15 protein-coding genes are annotated in these 17,956 nt (G+C 35.2%); 9 read left to right on the top strand and 6 right to left on the bottom strand.

All coding sequences use genetic code 11. From position 1 onward, the window contains the following. Positions 1–186: 186 nt before the first annotated feature. Entirely contained in the window at positions 187–1,113 is a 927-nt protein-coding gene (locus MRBLBA3_RS06500; protein WP_097811301.1) for a DMT family transporter, read from the bottom strand. Between the two features lie 120 nt (positions 1,114–1,233). On the opposite strand from MRBLBA3_RS06500, the gene MRBLBA3_RS06495 reads away from it, so the two are divergent. Further along, a complete protein-coding gene (locus tag MRBLBA3_RS06495; RefSeq protein ID WP_000891864.1) occupies positions 1,234–2,634 on the top strand; it encodes a PLP-dependent aminotransferase family protein in 1,401 nt (466 codons plus the stop codon). A gap of 33 nt (positions 2,635–2,667) precedes the next feature. Here the strand turns inward: MRBLBA3_RS06495 and MRBLBA3_RS06490 are convergent, their stop codons facing one another. The 3 genes from MRBLBA3_RS06490 to MRBLBA3_RS06480 form a co-directional block, all read right to left on the bottom strand. Then, a complete protein-coding gene (locus MRBLBA3_RS06490) occupies positions 2,668–3,180 on the bottom strand; it encodes a GNAT family N-acetyltransferase (RefSeq protein ID WP_000351210.1) in 513 nt (170 codons plus the stop codon). 146 nt (positions 3,181–3,326) lie between these two features. After that, positions 3,327–4,790, bottom strand: a complete 1,464-nt coding sequence (locus MRBLBA3_RS06485) for a HAMP domain-containing sensor histidine kinase (protein ID WP_000041033.1) — start codon at positions 4,788–4,790, stop codon at positions 3,327–3,329. Between the two features lie 65 nt (positions 4,791–4,855). After that, positions 4,856–5,527 (bottom strand): response regulator transcription factor, encoded by a 672-nt coding sequence (locus tag MRBLBA3_RS06480; protein WP_000238947.1) that lies wholly within the window; start codon positions 5,525–5,527, stop codon positions 4,856–4,858. Positions 5,528–5,856: 329 nt separating this feature from the next. On the opposite strand from MRBLBA3_RS06480, the gene MRBLBA3_RS06475 reads away from it, so the two are divergent. Further along, positions 5,857–5,979 carry a hypothetical protein gene (locus MRBLBA3_RS06475; protein WP_001036874.1) on the top strand — a complete coding sequence of 41 codons (123 nt, stop codon included), beginning with the start codon at positions 5,857–5,859 and terminating at the stop codon, positions 5,977–5,979. Between the two features lie 362 nt (positions 5,980–6,341). On the opposite strand, the gene MRBLBA3_RS06470 is transcribed toward MRBLBA3_RS06475, so the two are convergent. Together MRBLBA3_RS06470 and fdhD are read right to left on the bottom strand one after the other, a co-directional pair. Continuing rightward, the gene (locus MRBLBA3_RS06470; RefSeq protein WP_000405886.1) at positions 6,342–6,848 is read right to left on the bottom strand and encodes a GNAT family N-acetyltransferase; all 507 of its coding nucleotides are present in this window, start codon (positions 6,846–6,848) and stop codon (positions 6,342–6,344) included. A gap of 236 nt (positions 6,849–7,084) precedes the next feature. Further along, on the bottom strand, positions 7,085–7,891 hold the full coding sequence (gene fdhD, locus MRBLBA3_RS06465) for a formate dehydrogenase accessory sulfurtransferase FdhD (RefSeq protein WP_000529232.1): 807 nt from the start codon (positions 7,889–7,891) through the stop codon (positions 7,085–7,087). Positions 7,892–8,191: 300 nt separating this feature from the next. Between fdhD and fdhF the strand changes: the two genes are divergently transcribed. From fdhF to MRBLBA3_RS06430, 7 genes are all read left to right on the top strand, one after another. After that, positions 8,192–11,134 carry a formate dehydrogenase subunit alpha gene (gene fdhF, locus MRBLBA3_RS06460; RefSeq protein WP_000840689.1) on the top strand — a complete coding sequence of 981 codons (2,943 nt, stop codon included), beginning with the start codon at positions 8,192–8,194 and terminating at the stop codon, positions 11,132–11,134. A 12-nt stretch (positions 11,135–11,146) separates the two neighbouring features. Further along, entirely contained in the window at positions 11,147–11,629 is a 483-nt protein-coding gene (locus MRBLBA3_RS06455) for a DUF1641 domain-containing protein (protein ID WP_001040517.1), read from the top strand. A gap of 154 nt (positions 11,630–11,783) precedes the next feature. Next, entirely contained in the window at positions 11,784–13,655 is a 1,872-nt protein-coding gene (locus MRBLBA3_RS06450; protein WP_363380285.1) for a glycerophosphodiester phosphodiesterase, read from the top strand. A 370-nt stretch (positions 13,656–14,025) separates the two neighbouring features. After that, positions 14,026–15,159 (top strand): alanine dehydrogenase, encoded by a 1,134-nt coding sequence (gene ald, locus MRBLBA3_RS06445; protein ID WP_340506832.1) that lies wholly within the window; start codon positions 14,026–14,028, stop codon positions 15,157–15,159. A gap of 103 nt (positions 15,160–15,262) precedes the next feature. Next, complete coding sequence (locus tag MRBLBA3_RS06440) at positions 15,263–16,678, top strand: amino acid permease (protein WP_001284894.1); 1,416 nt, start codon at positions 15,263–15,265, stop codon at positions 16,676–16,678. 138 nt (positions 16,679–16,816) lie between these two features. Continuing rightward, positions 16,817–17,368, top strand: coding sequence for a class I SAM-dependent methyltransferase (locus MRBLBA3_RS06435; RefSeq protein ID WP_000853267.1), 552 nt, complete (start codon positions 16,817–16,819; stop codon positions 17,366–17,368). Positions 17,369–17,577: 209 nt separating this feature from the next. Beyond that, on the top strand, positions 17,578–17,955 hold the full coding sequence (locus MRBLBA3_RS06430) for an ArsR/SmtB family transcription factor (RefSeq protein WP_000829683.1): 378 nt from the start codon (positions 17,578–17,580) through the stop codon (positions 17,953–17,955). Position 17,956: the final 1 nt, after the last annotated feature.

Genomic DNA, 17,956 nt, shown 5'->3' with positions numbered 1-17,956 from the left:
TTATTGTTAGTGTAATTGTATTTGCTAGCAGGCGGGACAATTCCTTTAAATCATCAAAAGAGGTAGTAAGTTTTGTACGACCTCTTTTGACATTTTCTATCCCGCATTAACTGCCCGTAAACGCCCGATTGGTGCGGGCTAATAATCAGTGGGGATGAACAAAACCCCACTGATTAAAGTTTCACTTTATATTTGTTCAGTTGAAAAGGTTGGTTCTCTCTCTTTTTGAGGCATTGTTAAGAAAATAACAGAAAGAACGATACATACTCCGCCTAATAATTGATATGATCCAAAAGATTCATTAAGCCAAGCGATTGAAACGATGGCAGCTACAAGTGGTTCAATGCTAGATAAAATACTTGTTTCGGTTGCTGCTAAATATTTAAGACTACCGATATAAAGAAGGAAAGAAAGAGTGCCGCTTATAATGATAAGAATAAGCATAGAAAAAGTTTGAAGTGTGAAAGTTTGCGAAATCTGATTCCATCCAAAAGAACGATTACAAATAAGCAGTGCAATCCCTCCAATTAACATCCCCCAGCCAATTACTATAGTTGTTCCACATTCTTTAATAAGAGAAGCCGGATGAAGGGTATAAAACGCAAAACCAATCGCTGTTAATAGGCCAAAAGTAATAGCAGCTTTAGATAAAACAATATTTTCAATTGAACCGTTTGTAATAATAAAGTATGTCCCTGTTAGAGCAGTGATAATTGCGATTATTTGCATAGAAGCAGGGAATTTCTTTTGCTCAAGCGCAACGTAAATTGTAATAAGAACAGGACCTAGAAATTGAAATAGTGTTGCTGTGACAGCGTTACTAATATGAACTGTTTCGATAAAAGCGTACTGCGCACCAAGCATGCCAAGAATAGAGAAAATTATAAGCTGTATAAAATGTTTAGGGTGTTTCCAAATGTGAAATATGTTTTGTTTTTTAATAAGCAAGAAAGATAAAATGAATATTCCAGCGAGCAACAGGCGAATTGTTAAAAAATCAAGTGATGATACGTTAGTATGTTGAAATAGCCACTGAATCATGGGACCAGATAATCCCCATAGGGTGGCTCCTGTAATAATCATCATAAGTCCAATGCGTCTACCATTTTTCATTATCATGCATCTCCTCTCTAGTATTTGATTATTAATGCGTTACATGATAAAAGGAATTATATAGAACTTCTGGTACTGTAAAAAGTATCAGTTATTTGTTTTTGAGAGGGGTCAGTTATTGTGTTAGAATTAACGCCTAATTTGAATGCAAATAGTAAGACGGCACTGTATGTACAATTGTATGAGTATATAAAAAAAGAGATTAAAGATGGAACGATTTCGGCTTTTACGAAATTACCGGCTAAGAGGAAGCTAGCAACATATTTACAAGTGAGTAAAAATACAGTTGAAGCTGCTTATGAGCAACTTCTTGCGGAAGGATATATTGAGTCGATTTCTAGAAAAGGGTATTTTGCATGTGAAATCGAGCAAATGATTCATGTGGAAGGCAGCGAAGAGGTGATAGGAGAAGCGCCTTTTCAAGATAAGGAGTATAAATTTGATTTCACTCAAACGGGTGTGGATACTAATACTTTTCCGTTCCATGTATATCGAAAAATTACGAACGAGGTATGGCAAGTTGAAAATAAAGATTTACTTTTTCTTGGACATCCGCAAGGGGAGGTAAGTTTACGAGAAGCAATCGCGAGCTATTTGTATGAATCTAGAGGTGTACGATGCGTAGCTAGTCAAATTGTAATAGGAGCGGGTACGCAAATATTAGTAAAAATGTTATTTCAGATGTTAAAGGGAAGTCGTTATGCAGTTGAGAATCCTGGGTACCATCGGAAAATGGTTGTTTTTGAGCAAGGGGAACAAAATGTCCAAATGTTATCTTTAGATCGAGATGGAATTTGTATGTCACAGTTAACTGATAGCCATGCAAATGTTGTATTTGTTACACCTTCGCATCAGTTTCCTTGCGGGATGATTATGCCAATTACGAGAAGAATGCAGCTTTTACAATGGGCGCAAAAAGAAGAAGGAAGATATATTATTGAAGATGATTATGATAGTGAATTCCGATATTCAGGAAAGCCGATTCCGGCGCTGCAAGGGTTAGATAGAGATGGGAAAGTAATTTATATGGGTACGCTGTCTAAAGCGCTATTGCCATCATTACGGATGAGTTATATGGTGTTGCCAAAACCGCTCATTAAGCAGTATCAGGAGCAATATTTATTTTATACACAAAGCGTTTCAAGAATGGATCAAGAGATCATTAAGAAATTTATAAATGATGGGCATTGGGAAAAACATATTCATAAAATGCGCGTTGTGTACCGAAAGAAGAGGGACCGCCTTGTTTCGGTAATAGAAAAATATTTTTCTAATGGGGTTGAGGTAATAGGAGAGGACTCTGGCCTACATATTTTATTAAAAGTGCATAATGGGATGGAAGAGAAAGAGTTAGTGGAAGCTGCAGCTGAAAGGAGTATTAAAGTATATCCTGTTTCGATGTATTATAAGGAAGGGACTTCTCCCGAAAATACAGTATTGCTTGGATTTGCGACTCTATTAGAGGAAGAAATTGAAGAGGCCATTCAATTATTATATACAGCATGGTTTACAAGGAAATAAAAAAACATCCTCATAAATGGAGGATGTTTTTTATTATTTTTCTTCATCAAGGAAAAGAACCATATGCTCTTCATCCCAATATTGTCCGTTATATTTTAATGAACGTTCCTGCACACCAAATGTTTTAAAGCCTAATGACTCATAAAGTTTTTTTGCACCATCGTTGCCAACAACCACATCAAGCATAACTTGCTCTACTTCTAGAGATTTAGCAAGTTCAAGACATTCCTTAATAAGTGCTTTTCCTGCTCCAAGTCCGCGTGCTTTTGGAGACACGTATACTGAACCAATTTTCGCTTTATGTTCTTGTTTTACATATGGTTTCGTTTCCAGTGTTGCAACTCCGATTAATTCTCCATCTTTAAATGCACCTAGTGTATAGTTCTCATCTTGTGCTAATTTTTGGGCTTTATATTCAATAGCACACTCTTTATTAATAATATCTTCATAAGAAGAGCTGAAAGCTTCCGGGTTTTGTTTTAATCCTTCTACTCGAAGTTCTAAGTAAATTTCTGCTTCGTCTTTTGTTAATACATGGATATCCAATTATATCACCCTCCAAATCTTTTACAGTTGTACCTATATTTTATATTGAAATAAAAATAATTTCAAAAGCTTAGCTTATATGAGCTGGTTTTATAAATAAAATAGCACCAGTAGTGCTGACTACCACTGGTGATTTCCCGCATATATTATTCAAAGGGTAATTCAATTATAAATTCTGTTCCGACTTCTAATTCGCTTTTTACTTCGATAGAACCATTATGAAGTTCTACAATTTCCTTTGCAACAGCCAGTCCGATACCTTTTCCACCTGTAGCTCGTGTTCTGGATTTATCGACACGGTAAAAGCGATCAAAAACATGTGGGATATCTTCTTTTGGAATTCCTTCACCTTCATCTTGTACACTTATTGTAAAAGTATTCGTACTCGATAGTACACGTATTGTTATAGAAGTGTTTTCTGATGAATGTTGATAAGCGTTGTGTAATAAATTTAACATCACTTGTTCCATACGCCTTTCATCTATACAAACTTCTAAATCATTTTTACAGTATACATGAATTTCTATTTGTTTGTTTGTTAATGTTGTTTTTGTTTTTTCAACCATTCGTTCTAAAAATGGTCTAAGGGGCATTTTTTGTTTTTTAATAACGAATTGATGTTGCTCTAATTGTGCAAGCATAAATAAATCTTGTACGAGATCGGTTACACTATCCGTTTCGTCTTCAATGATTTGTAAGTATTCTTCGCGTTCTTCTTTCGTTAGAGAATCTCTTTTTGCTACTTTTGCATAACCTTTCATATAGGTTAATGGGGTTAGTAATTCATGCGCTACACTAGCGAGAAATTCGTTTCGTTCTTTTTTCATATACGTAAGTTCACTAGATAAATCTTCAATCGTTTTTGCTAAGCTTCCAAGTTCATCATTTCGTTTAATTCCTAATTGAATCGGCTTATTTAATTTTGACATTTTTTCTGTCGCCCGCTTCATTTTTATAAGCGGTTCTGTAATAACACGAGAAAAAACAAAGACAGAAATAGTAGTTAAAATAATTGTCAAAACACTAATGATAAAAAATTGATTCATGAGTTTAAGTAACATATTTTCTAAGAAAGATGTCTTTAATAACATATATAACTTACCTTGGAATCCTTGAATTTCCAGCGGGCTTACCGTTGAGATGAATTTTGATTTTTTCCAGTTTTTTTCAACGATTAATCCACCTTCTGGGATAGTCTCTGTTTTACAAGTAAGTTGTTTTTGCATTTCTTTCGTTACGGGTTCTGAGGTAGAAATAATTTTGCCGTTATTGTCTGTTATAATGATAGCTATATCAGAGTTAGCAATTAATTCTGATTCAACTAAGTGTTCAGCCTCAGTGTTGATATCAAACTCGGGGTACACAGCACGTTTAGGCCGTTTACTGTGTTCAGCGCTTTCTGTGAGTTTCTTTTCTTTAGAATATGCACCCCACTTCGCGCGGTTTTTAATCATTTTACTATAGCGATTTCCTTTCTCTAAAAGAGCAAGAGTTTCCTCTTCAATACGTATGTTTGAAAGGTTCTTATAAAAAGATACGAAAGCAATTGTTTCAATACATAAAGCTAATATTAAAAAGTATGTCCCAACTTTAAGGGAAAGTTTGCTCATTTTCTCACCATACCTTATTTCATATAAAGGGCCAGTGGTCAACTATTGTCCACTGACCCAATTAATTATTCACTTTTCCATTTATATCCGACTTTATAGACAGTTTCTAAGTAATCTTCAACTGGAAATCCTTTTTTGCGTAACTTATCCCGTATATTACGAATATGTGAATCGATAGTTCTGTATTCGATGTCTGTTTGATAGCCCCAAATCTTCTCGATTAAATCGTCTCGGCTGTAGGCACGGTTTGTATTTTGTAAAAATAGTCCGAGCAACGAAAACTCAATAGGAGTTAGTGAGATTTTTTCATTATAAACTGTAACAGTATGTTTCGTTTTATCCCACTCAATACCATTGAAGCTAACAAAGCCATCTTTCTTTGTGCGGCGTAATATAGCCTCGATTCGCGCGACTAATACATGTTCATCGAATGGTTTTGTAATATAGTCATCTGCTCCCATTGTTAGGCCTTTGACCATATCGTAGTTTTGGTTGCGAGCTGTTAGCATAATAATTGGAACGTTGGAAATTTGACGGATTTGATAGCAAGTATCCCACCCATCCATATTCGGCATCATAACATCTAATAAAATAATATCGAAGTCCTTCTGTTCGATTAATTCTAGCGCTTCAAGGCCAGAAGTAGCTTTCATACAAAAATAGCCGCGAGGGCTTAAGAACAGATCTAATAATCGTAACATACGTTCTTCATCGTCTACTAATAAAATTTTCACCATAATCTTGTGCACCCCAAACTATTCATTCTACTTGTATAGTTTACATGAAAATAATAAAAAACTCTTTTTATGTGATTGAATGGATGGCTGATTTTTTCAATCAGGGCAATTGACATAAAAAATGCACTAGTTTTGCACAACTATTTTTTATAATAGAAAACGTAGCGACACAAATACCCTATGTTGCGACATAACGTCATGTCATTTTATTTATAAAATGACAATTCCATTCTATTGTGTATGTGAGATAGAGAGGGTTTTCGTATTCACCTCGCATCGGATAAGAAAAATTTCCTATCTCACACTTTTTTTAAAAGGGGATTGTACACATGAATAAAAAAGTAGAGCATTTACAAAAAGAAAAGCAAGATCGTAATGCGGTTGTAATGTGTGTTGCGGTATCTATGCTTATTATGATAAGTTGTGTAAATAAATTTTTCGGGATTTTATAATAGAAAAAAAGCTTATTGCCTCTTAAGAAGCAATAAGCTTTTTTTATGTATTCTATATAATAAACCAAGGTAAAATTGCTAATCCAGAAGTTACAATTGCTGTGGCACATATTAAAAAGATAGCTCGTTTATTTTGTCTCATGTCACATTCTCCTCTACATATCAATTGCATGCTATACGTTCATGTAATAATCAGTGGGAGATGGATACTCCTTGCTGAGTAAAGTTTCACTTTATATTTTTAGTATAACGAATGGAAAGGATTGGAACGATCGATAAAGGTGACATGAAGATTACATTGTTGTAATGAAAAAAGCATCTTAATTAATAAGAAGATGCTTTTGAAAAATTATATTAAAATGTTAATTATTTAAGAATAAAACCATATGCTCTTCGTCCCAATATTGACCGTTATGCTTTAAGGAACGCTCTTGCACACCGTAAGTTTGGAAGCCGAGGGACTCATATAATTTTTTTGCAGCAGTGTTATCAGCAACAACATCAAGCATGAGCTGTTCTACATGTAATTTATCGGCATTTTCAATAATCGCTTTAATTAAAGCTCGTCCTGCACCGAGGCCGCGCGCTTTTGGAGAAACAAAAACGGAGCCGATTTTTGCCTTATGTTCTTGCTTAATAAATGGCTTTGTTTCTAAAGTAGCAATGCCAACTAAATCATTATCTTTGAAGACACCTAGAGTATACTTATCAGGATTGCTTAATCGCTTTGCCATGGCAGCGACAGGGTTTTCATGTTTAAGAACATCTTCATAAGAAGAGCTAAAAGCCTCAGGGTTTTTCGTTAAACCTTCCATACAAACTTTCAAATAAATTTCTGCGTCCTCTGTTGTTAATAAGCGAATTTCCATAGTTGTAACCTCCTAGATTGATTCAAATTTAATTCATTAACTTTGTAAGATTAAGTTTAGTTAAATGTATTCTGTGACTATTCTTTCTTAATTTGTAAAAGAATGAAAAGATTATGCTACAATGTTTTGTTTTAATTATGTAATGAAATTATATATTAACTTTATTAACTATTCAAGTGTTATATATATTACATTTTTATAACTAAAAAATACCTCCTCAATTGAGAAGGTATTTTTTAGTTATTCGATTGATAACCATCGATTCGTTCTGGATGTGTATAAATATTGCAAGATTCATTTCGAATGAATCCTACTACGGTAATGCCTAAATCGTGAGCGAGTTGCAATGCTAGCTTAGTTGGAGCTGATTTAGATAGGACGATTTCGCAACCGATTTTTGAAACCTTTAACAAAATTTCAGATGAGATTCGCCCGCTAAACGCGATGATTTTCCCTTGAACAGATATATTGTTCCGTAAACAATGACCGTATATTTTATCTAGTGCATTATGTCTTCCGATATCCATTCTTGATATGAGAATATTTTTTCGATCGCATAACGCGGTATTGTGCACACCACCTGTTTGGCGAAATGTAGTTGAAGATTGTTGTAAAGTATTCATTAAGTAAAAACATTCTTCAGGAGTAACTTTCACGTGTATATCATGTAAATCTTTTGCTTTTGCTGCATCGTTAACGAAAATAAAACCTTGTCTACCTTTTCCGCAGCAAGAAGTGATGTATCGCTTATTATATAAAGTTTGATAGAGCGGATTTACTTTTGATGATGTTACATGTACAATTCCGTTATCTTTTTGCACCCATAGTTCTTCAACATCTTTATAGGAAGAAATAATCCCCTCAGAAATTAAAAAACCAATTACCATATCTTCAATGTAATTTGGTGTGCATACAACTGTTACATATTCCTCACCGTTTAATTTAATAGTAATAGGAGATTCTGTAACAATCTCATCCAGTTGTTTTGAAAATGTACCAGATTGATAGCGTACAATTGTATAAGTCTCTTGCGTAGGCCCCATATTAAATTCCCCTTTTATATGTATTTCTCTCCCATATTTATCATAAAACAATGGGGAAATAAAAACATCTATTAGCAAGGAAATCACAGATTATTTTGGTTATTATTGTATATGTACGATATAATAGAACTGTAGAATAGTGATATTTTCAAGCTTTCGTAGTTATACCTTATAACATCTAGAATCGACTTCATAAGAAAAGTATTCGGGCAGAGCGTTTCAAAAATATGTACAGTAATGCGATTTTGAAAACGGATTCATAATTGTGTTGTACAGTTGGTTGTAAGGAGAGGGGAAACTATGGCAGAACAGACAGTCCGTGTAACCGTGGATGGTAAAGAATTTTCCACATCGGGTGAAAAGACGATACTACAATTATTTAACGAGAGTAATTTGGAACATCCTCAAATTTGTCATGTACCAGAAGTAGATCCAATTCAAACTTGTGATACGTGTATTGTAGAAGTAAATGGGAAGTTATTACGTGCTTGTTCAACGAAATTAGAGCACGGTATGCATATCGAAAGACAGTCCCAGCGTGCTAAAGAGGCGCAGACTGAAGCAATGGATCGAATATTAGAGAATCATTTATTGTATTGTACAGTATGTGATAACAATAATGGTAACTGTAAAGTCCATAATACAGTACATATGATGGAGATTGAAGAACAGAAATATCCGTACGAACCGAAAGTAAGTGCATGCGAAGTGGATACATCGCATCCATTCTATCGATACGATCCGAATCAATGCATTGCTTGTGGACAGTGTGTAGAAGTATGCCAAAATTTACAAGTGAATGAAACGTTATCAATCGATTGGAGTTTAGACCGTCCACGTGTTATTTGGGACAATGGTGTAAGTATAAATGACTCATCTTGTGTGAGTTGTGGGCAATGTGTAACAGTATGTCCGTGTAATGCGTTAATGGAAAAAACAATGCTGGGTGAAGCAGGATTTATGACAGGATTAAAACCAGATGTGTTGGATCCAATGATTGATTTTGTAAAAGATGTGGAACCTGGATATAGCAGTATTTTAGCGGTTTCAGAAGTAGAGGCTGCGATGCGTAAGACGAAAGTTAATAAAACAAAAACAGTTTGTACATTTTGTGGTGTAGGTTGTTCATTTGAAGTATGGACGAAAGATCGTCAAATTTTAAAAGTACAACCTGTTTCAGATGCACCGGTTAATGGTATCTCTACATGTGTAAAAGGTAAATTTGGTTGGGATTTTGTAAACAGTGAAGAGCGTATTACAAAACCGTTAATTCGCCAAGGGGATATGTTTGTTGAGGCTTCATGGGAAGAGGCTCTTGAAGTTGTTGCATCTAATATGCAACATATTAAGTCAGAATACGGTAGCGATGCATTTGGTTTTATTTCTTCTTCTAAAGTAACAAATGAAGAAAACTACCTTATGCAAAAACTAGCCCGTCAAATATATGGAACGAATAACGTAGATAACTGTTCGCGTTATTGCCAATCGCCAGCGACAGACGGTTTATTTAAAACTGTCGGTATGGGTGGGGATGCTGGAACAGTGAAAGATATTGCTGAAGCAGGTCTTGTTATTATTGTTGGTGCAAATCCAACAGAAGGTCATCCTGTACTTGCAACTAGAGTAAAGCGTGCTCATAAATTGCACGAGCAAAAATTGATTGTAGCAGACCTTCGTAAACATGAAATGGCAGAGCGTGCGGATATATTTGTTCATCCAAGTCAAGGAACAGATTATGTATGGCTTGCTGGTATTACGAAATATATTATTGATCAAGATTGGCATGATAAAAAGTTCATAGCTGAAAATGTAAAGAATTTTGATGAATATAGCAAAATGCTAGAAAAGTATACGCTTGATTATACTGAGAAAATTACAGGGATTTCTAAAGATAATCTTAAAGAGATGGCTCGTATGGTATATGAAGCAGATGGTACTTGTGTACTTTGGGGAATGGGTGTAACGCAAAATACAGGAGGAAGTACAACGTCAGCTGCAATTTCAAATTTACTGCTTGTTACGGGTAACTATCGTCGTCCTGGTGCAGGTGCGTATCCGTTACGCGGACATAATAACGTACAAGGTGCTTGTGATATGGCAACATTACCGAACTGGCTTCCAGGTTATCAAGCAGTTTCAGATGATGTGCATCGTGCGAAATTTGAAAAAGCATACGGTACTACCATTCCGAAAGAACCGGGACTAAATAATATCGCAATGTTACTAGCAGCGGAAGAAGGAAAACTGCGTGGTATGTATGTTATGGGAGAAGAAATGGCTTTAGTAGATTCAAATGCCAACCATGTACAACATATTTTAGCGAATTTAGATTTCCTCGTTGTTCAAGATATGTTTTTATCGAAAACAGCTCGTTTTGCCGATGTTATTTTACCGGCAGCACCAAGCTTAGAAAAAGAAGGAACATTTACAAATACAGAACGCCGTATTCAAAGATTGTATGAAGTATTGAAGCCACTTGGTGATTCTAAGCCAGATTGGTGGATTTTACAAAAAGTAGCTCGTGCACTGGGCGGGGACTGGAATTATGGAAGTCCAAGTGAAATTATGGACGAAATCGCATCACTTGCACCGTTATACTCTCAAGCAACATACGACCGTCTAGAAGGTTGGAATAGTTTATGCTGGGGTAGCCATGATGGTAGCGATACACCATTATTATATGTAGATGGATTTAACTTCCCGGATAAGCTAGCTCGTTTATCATTAGATGAATGGGTACCACCAGTAGTAGCACCAGATGAGTATGATTTACTATTAAATAATGGCCGTATGCTAGAGCATTTCCATGAAGGAAATATGACGAATAAGTCAGCTGGCATTTTATCTAAAGTGTCTGAAGTATTTGTTGAAATTTCACCTGAACTTGCTAAAGAACGTAATGTGAAAGATGGTGGTCTTGTAGAATTAGCATCACCATTTGGAAAGATTAAAGTACAAGCGCTTGTTACAGATCGTGTAACCGGAAATGAGTTATATTTGCCGATGCATGCGACAGTAAATGAAGAGGCAATTAATATTTTAACAGGAACAGCGACAGACATTTATACGTGTACACCAGCTTATAAACAAACAATGGTGAAACTGCGCGTATTACGTGAAAAAGGAAATCGTCCGTTACCATCCTCAAACCCGAGAGATAAAAAACGTCATCCGCAAAATGGTGTTGAAATCGAGCAAAAGTGGCAAAGAAAACAATACGTATCACTTGTGGACCAGAATTAGGGGGCGGAGATCATGGCAAAAGAGATTACTTTAATTAAAAAGAAGGTTGTAACAGAAGAAGAAAAGAAACAGCAAGTAACAGATGAACTGTTAAATGAGCTAGCTGAAAATAGAGAAGCAGTAGAAGAGACGATGCAGCTATTAGGGCAGTTACAAAAAGCTGGAATTTTAGATGCAGCAATTAGTTTACTTGCTGCAAAAGAAGATGTTTCCCAAATAGCTGTTGAACAATTAAATCGTGAACCAGTAAAGAATGCATTAAACAATATGATGGGGGCAGGAGAGGCATTATCTTCAGTGGACCCAGAAATAACGAAACAAATAACATCTAGTTTAGTCACTGGATTACAATTTGCAACGGATGAGCTGAAAAATGGAAAGAAAACAAAAGTGATGGATTTCTTTAAAGTGTTAAAAGATCCAGATATCAATAGAGCAATTACATTCGGTTTTAGCTTCTTAAAAGCATTTGGTCAAGGGTTAGAGAAAAAATAGAGTAAATGAAAAAGTGATGGCAAGTAGCCATCACTTTTTCATTATATGTATAAGAGTGTTCATGTTAAGCGGAATATATTATTATTAAAAAGATGGGTTGGAAATGGAAATATGGAATCCATCTCAAATATCGTTTTAGAATGTGGAGGAATATATGCAACACCGTAAAAGACTATCTATACCAGGGGTAATGGGACATTCCTTTCAAACAGTTAGATTTGCTTTTTGGAATGTATTAACCTTTCAACTTGCTTATAAATTATTAGCAGCGATTGTATTTGTCCCGCTATTTGGGATCATTTTTAATAAGTTATTGTATTTTGGTGGTTATGCAAATGCGACGAATGATGAATTATTAGCGTTTTTAAAGACACCATACGGCATTTTCGCAATCGTAATTTTATCATTGTTAGCACTGTTTCTTATCTTTACGGAATTTGCGGTGCTTATTATCATTTCGTACTTCGCTCATAAAAGAAAAAAGGTGAAATTACGTCCGATTTTATATAAAACCGTAACGTATTTACCTACTCTTTTCACATATTGCTTACCAGGATTTATTTTATATGCTGTCGTATTGTTACCTCTTTTAAATATTGGATATGAAACGGCATTAATTCCGCAAATTCAAATTCCTAACTTTATTACAGGAGAACTGTTTAAGACAACGATGGGACAAGTTGGTTATTACACGTTCTTTGCTGTAGTTGCGTATTTGAACCTTCGCTGGATTTTTGTTCTACCTATTGTTGTTTTAGAGCAAAAGCCGTTTCGCACAGCAGCACGTAAAAGTGCAACGTTAGTAAAAGAAAGTTTTTTTAAAGTACTATTCTTTTTAGTTGGATTTTTTATTTCAATAGGGATTGTGTACGGTGTATTTTTTGGAATGTATTTATTGTGTCTATGGGGCATGTATGAATTTACAAATCCACAGGGAACATTTGCATTATTAGCGGAATCAACAATGTCTGTATTTTTAACGAGTACATTGTATTTATTTAGTTTTATCGTGACGCCATTTTATATTATGGCAATAACACGATTGTATTTACAAAAGGTTCCGGTTGAAGATGTTTTATTAGAAGAAGGATTAGATTATTCGAAAACAAAAGCAGATAAATGTTTCTTCCAAAAACATCGTTGGAAATTTATTGGTGTATATATTGTAGGAATTATTACTGCCGGAATGGTCGTTGCCTTCATTGTAACGTTTATTTCAAATTCATATAAAGAACCAATTATTATGGCTCATCGTGGTTATATTTCAAAAGGTGTAGAGAATACGAAAGAAGCTGTGCAGGGGGCTATTGATGCCAAAGCAGACTACGCTGAAATTGATGTACTGCAAACAAAAGACGGTGAACTAGCAGTTATACATGATTTGAAACTAAAACGTCTTGCGAATGCTAATGTTCATGTGTCAGATTTAACGATGGAGGAGTTAAGACAGCTTACCCTTAGTCAAGATGGTTTTTCAGGACAAATAAGTACACTTGATGAGATCATTAAGCTGGCAAAAGGAAAAATCAAACTTAATATTGAAGTGAAGCTTCATGGTGGCGAAAAAGATTTCGTAAATAAAGTATTAAAAGCGATTAAAGATAATGAATTTGAGAAGCAATGTGTCATTCAAACGTTACACTATCCGCTTATTAAAGAGTTTAAACGTGCAAATCCAAATATAAAAGTAGGATATATACTGTATGCGAGTAGAGCTAACTTAAAGAATGTGAAGGCTGATTTTTATGTAGCAGAAGAATATATGTTAAATAAGAAATTAGTAAAAGAAGCAAGGAAGTTAAACAAGCAAATTTACGTATGGACGGTAAATGATATGGAAAGTTTAAAGGGATATTATAAGTTAAACGTAGATGGTATCATTACCGATTATCCTGAAGATGCACGTGAAACAATTAAGATGTTAAAAGAGCAAGAAGATCGTGAAAGTGATATGTTTGATAAAATTGGTGAGACGACAGAAGATCTATTTTCAAAGTTATTTATGATCTATCCAGCTGCTGGCTAAATGCTAGTAGCTGTTTTTTTTTATGAAAAGAATATATTTCTAAAGTATTGTACAAAGTAATAAGTGTATATGTATACGTAACTACTTAGTTTTTTGCATTGTTACATTATTGTCAAATAATAAATAATTACTATGCGTTTTGAATAGATATAATGTAAATAGAGTGATAGATAATGCGATGGTACGAATAACCCAATAGAATCAATGTTTAGTATATTTACACTATTCTAAATATATAAACTTTAAAAAAATAGTATGTTAGCGTTTTCATAATTTTTAAGTTATGCTAGAATAAGGACATAAGTTATTAATTATTACAAAAAGAAAAAAGAATTCCTTTTTTCTGTTAATTATAAGGGGGCATTTCATTATGCGTATTGGGGTACCAGCAGAAATTAAAAACAACGAAAACCGTGTGGCAATGACACCAGCAGGTGTTGTACATTTAATTCGTAACAATCACGAAGTATTCATTCAAAAGGGTGCAGGTTTAGGATCTGGTTTCACAGATGCTCAGTATGTTGAAGCGGGAGCAAAAATTGTTGATACAGCTGAAGAAGCTTGGAACATGGAAATGGTTATGAAAGTTAAGGAACCAGTTGAAAGCGAATACAAACACTTCAGCGAAGGTTTAATCTTATTCACATACTTACACTTAGCTCCAGAACCAGAATTAACAAAAGCGTTAATCGAGAAGAAAGTTGTTGCTATCGCATATGAAACAGTACAATTAGAAAACCGTTCATTACCATTACTTGCACCTATGAGTGAAGTAGCTGGTCGTATGGCTGCACAAATCGGTGCGCAATTCCTTGAGAAAAACAAAGGCGGTAAAGGTATCTTACTTGCAGGTGTTCCAGGAGTTAAACGTGGTAAAGTAACAATTATCGGTGGTGGACAAGCTGGTACAAATGCTGCTAAAATTGCAGTTGGACTAGGTGCGGATGTAACAATCATCGACTTAAGTGCAGAACGTCTTCGTCAATTAGATGACATTTTCGGAAACCAAGTAAAAACTTTAATGTCTAATCCTTACAATATTGCAGAAGCTGTAAAAGAGTCTGATCTTGTAATCGGTGCAGTATTAATCCCAGGTGCAAAAGCGCCAAAACTTGTAACAGAAGAAATGATTCAATCAATGGAACCAGGTTCTGTCGTTGTAGATATCGCGATTGACCAAGGTGGTATTTTCGAAACAACTGACCGTATTACAACTCATGATAACCCAACTTATGAAAAACACGGCGTTGTTCACTATGCAGTTGCAAACATGCCAGGTGCGGTTCCACGTACATCAACTCTTGCATTAACAAACGTAACAGTACCATATGCAGTACAAATCGCTAACAAAGGCTACAAAGCTGCTTGCCTAGGCAACACTGCATTATTAAAAGGTATTAATACATTAGAAGGCTATGTAACATTCGAAGCAGTTGCAGAAGCTCACGGTGTAGAGTACAAAGGTGCTAAAGAATTATTAGAAGCAGAAACAGTATCTTGCTAATAGAAGCATTATACAAAACAAAATCGAACAATATATAAAACAACATGATAAGAGCTAAGAGATAATACCTCTTAGCTCTTCTTGGTAAAAGGGGGCATTCATCGTGGCCAACCTATTTAAAAAGAAATCCGTTACGCAATTGTTAGGGGAAAGTAAAAGTAAAACTTTAACGAAAACGCTAGGGGCATTCGACCTAACAATGCTAGGGATTGGTGCGATAATTGGTACAGGAGTTCTAGTATTAACGGGATTAGTAGCAGCAAGAGATGCTGGTCCAGCAGTTATTTTTTCATTCATGATTGCAGCAATTGTTTGTGGATTTGCAGCTTTATGTTATGCAGAGGTTGCATCTACACTTCCTGTTTCAGGTAGTGTGTACACATATTCATATGCAACAATTGGTGAGTTTGTTGCCCATTTAATGGGATGGACATTGTTATCCGTATATGTCGTAACAACTGCCGCAGTAGCTGGCGGATGGACAGGTTATTTCAATAATTTAATGAGCGGATTGGGACTTGAAATTCCTAAAGCGTTGTTAACGATTCCATCGCAAGGTGGTATGGTAAACTTACCCGCAATTATCGTTACGTTGGTGATAACTTGGTTATTATCACGAGGTACAAAAGAAAGTAAGCGTGTGAATAACATAATGGTATTAATTAAAATTGGTATTGTTGTTTTATTCATTGCAGTTGGTGTATTCTACGTGAAACCAGAAAACTGGATACCATTTGCACCGTACGGCATAAGTGGAGTCTTCGCCGGAGGAGCAGCAGTATTCTTTGCTTTCTTAGGATTTGATGCATTAGCAACTTCTGCTGAAGAAGTAAAAAATCCACAACGTGATCTACCGATTGGTATTATTGCTTCGTTAGTTATTTGTACAATCATTTATGTTGTAGTTTGTCTCGTTATGACAGGTATGGTTTCTTATAAGGAATTAGATGTACCTGAAGCTATGGCATATGTGTTAGAAGTTGTAGGACAAGATAAAGTGGCTGGTGTAATCGCTATTGGAGCTGTAATCGGTATTATGGCTGTAATCTTCGCTTACATCTATGCGACAACACGTGTATTCTTCGCAATGAGCCGTGACGGTTTATTGCCAAAATCTTTTGCGAAAATTAACAAGAAGACTGAAGCGCCAACATTTTCAGTTTGGTTAACAGGAATTGGTAGTGCTTTAATTGCTGGATTTATCGATTTAAAAGAATTGTCGAATTTAGCGAATATTGGAGCGTTATTAACATTCGCCATGGTGGGTGTAACTGTTATCATTCTTCGTAAAACGCATCCGAAATTACAACGTGGATTTATGGTACCGCTTGTACCGATCTTACCAATTATTTCAGTTGCATGTTGTCTATTTTTAATGGTAAATTTACCATTAAAAACATGGATATACTTCGGTGTTTGGTTAGCAATCGGAGTAGTTGTATACTTTGTATATTCGAAAAAACACAGTCATTTAAAAGAAGATGGAAGTTCGCAGGATAGTTTAGAAAAAGCTAATTAAAAGCTAATTAAAAGGGATATAAGATAGTAAGCCTTGTGCGTCTAGGGAACGCGCAAGGCTTTTTTCTTTTGGAAAAATAAAGGAGAACAATATTGTGTTGTCGAATTTTTATGTCGGAATATAGGAAGGGGTGGAAACGTGAAGACGAAAGTTGTCGTTGGAGCAGAGGGATATAATAATAACCCAGGTTGGTTACATACAAATGAGGATGAATTAAATTTATTAAGAAGAGAAATGTGGCTTGAAAAGTTTAATCCAAATTCGTTATCAATCATTTTAGCAGAACATGTATGGGAACATTTATCATATGAAGAAGGTATTGAAGCAGCCAAAGTTTGTTATGAGTTTTTAGAAGATAGTGGATATATTCGCTGTGCAGTGCCGGATGCATTTTTCCCAAATGAAGAATATCAGCGTGGTGTGCAAGTGGGAGGACCTGGCCCGTTAGATCATCCAGCTGCAAGCCATAAAATTGTACATAACTACAAAACGATTATATCTATGTTTGAAGCAGCAGGTTTTCAAGTAAAGCTTTTAGAATACTGTGATGAGAATGGCCAGTTTCATTATAGTGATTGGGAAGAGAACGGTGGATTTATTTATCGATCGAAACGTTTTGATCATAGAAATCAAGATGGTAAATTAGGATTCGCTTCGTTAATTGTGGATGCGGTAAAAGTTAATAAATAAGAAGGGATGCACGATAGTTTTCGTGCATCCTTTTTGTATGAAGAGCATGATAGATGCGGAGAATATTTATATGTTTATTTTGAAATGTGAACGAAATGTTCGAAAAAATGTATGAGAATTCATTGACACATATGAATGGACGCTCATATAATGAAAGTATAAGATATATGAATAGTTGTTCATATGTTCAAATAAAGAGGTGAGCTGTGATGGCTGAAAATAAAGTAGAAACGCAACAGGAAGCATGTTCTCAAACGATAATTCACGAGGAAATCGTGGATCAAGTAAAACAAACAATTCCGACTGATGAAAGTTTAAGTAAAGTAGCAGAATTATTTAAAGTATTAGGTGACCGTACACGTACGAGAATATTACATGCATTATTTGAAGCTGAAATGTGTGTTTGTGATTTAGCTTATTTATTAGGGATGACGCAATCTTCAATCTCACATCAGCTTCGTGTATTAAAGCAAGCAAAGCTTGTAAAGAACCGAAAAGAAGGAAAGGTAGTTTATTATTCCTTAGCTGATCAACACGTAATTCATATCTTCGAGCAAGCGTTTGAACACGTGAACGAGGAAGAATAAA

Origin of the sequence: Bacillus sp. LBA3-1-1.1 (assembly GCF_040676495.1) — a bacterium.
In the GTDB taxonomy this organism is placed as follows: Bacteria; Bacillota; Bacilli; order Bacillales; family Bacillaceae_G; genus Bacillus_A; species Bacillus_A nitratireducens.
This window is presented reverse-complemented; position numbering and strand designations above follow the sequence as displayed.

What these genes read in the sequence shown, in the direction of transcription:
- MRBLBA3_RS06430 (WP_000829683.1), top strand. Translation starts at nt 17,578, where the DNA reads ATGGCTGAAAATAAAGTAGAAACGCAACAGGAAGCATGTTCTCAAACG.
- fdhD (WP_000529232.1), bottom strand. Translation starts at nt 7,891, where the DNA reads ATGGGGCCTACGCAAGAGACTTATACAATTGTACGCTATCAATCTGGT.
- MRBLBA3_RS06455 (WP_001040517.1), top strand. Translation starts at nt 11,147, where the DNA reads ATGGCAAAAGAGATTACTTTAATTAAAAAGAAGGTTGTAACAGAAGAA.
- MRBLBA3_RS06450 (WP_363380285.1), top strand. Translation starts at nt 11,784, where the DNA reads ATGCAACACCGTAAAAGACTATCTATACCAGGGGTAATGGGACATTCC.
- ald (WP_340506832.1), top strand. Translation starts at nt 14,026, where the DNA reads ATGCGTATTGGGGTACCAGCAGAAATTAAAAACAACGAAAACCGTGTG.
- MRBLBA3_RS06470 (WP_000405886.1), bottom strand. Translation starts at nt 6,848, where the DNA reads ATGGAAATTCGCTTATTAACAACAGAGGACGCAGAAATTTATTTGAAA.
- MRBLBA3_RS06485 (WP_000041033.1), bottom strand. Translation starts at nt 4,790, where the DNA reads ATGAGCAAACTTTCCCTTAAAGTTGGGACATACTTTTTAATATTAGCT.
- MRBLBA3_RS06475 (WP_001036874.1), top strand. Translation starts at nt 5,857, where the DNA reads ATGAATAAAAAAGTAGAGCATTTACAAAAAGAAAAGCAAGATCGTAAT.
- MRBLBA3_RS06500 (WP_097811301.1), bottom strand. Translation starts at nt 1,113, where the DNA reads ATGAAAAATGGTAGACGCATTGGACTTATGATGATTATTACAGGAGCC.
- fdhF (WP_000840689.1), top strand. Translation starts at nt 8,192, where the DNA reads ATGGCAGAACAGACAGTCCGTGTAACCGTGGATGGTAAAGAATTTTCC.
- MRBLBA3_RS06480 (WP_000238947.1), bottom strand. Translation starts at nt 5,527, where the DNA reads ATGGTGAAAATTTTATTAGTAGACGATGAAGAACGTATGTTACGATTA.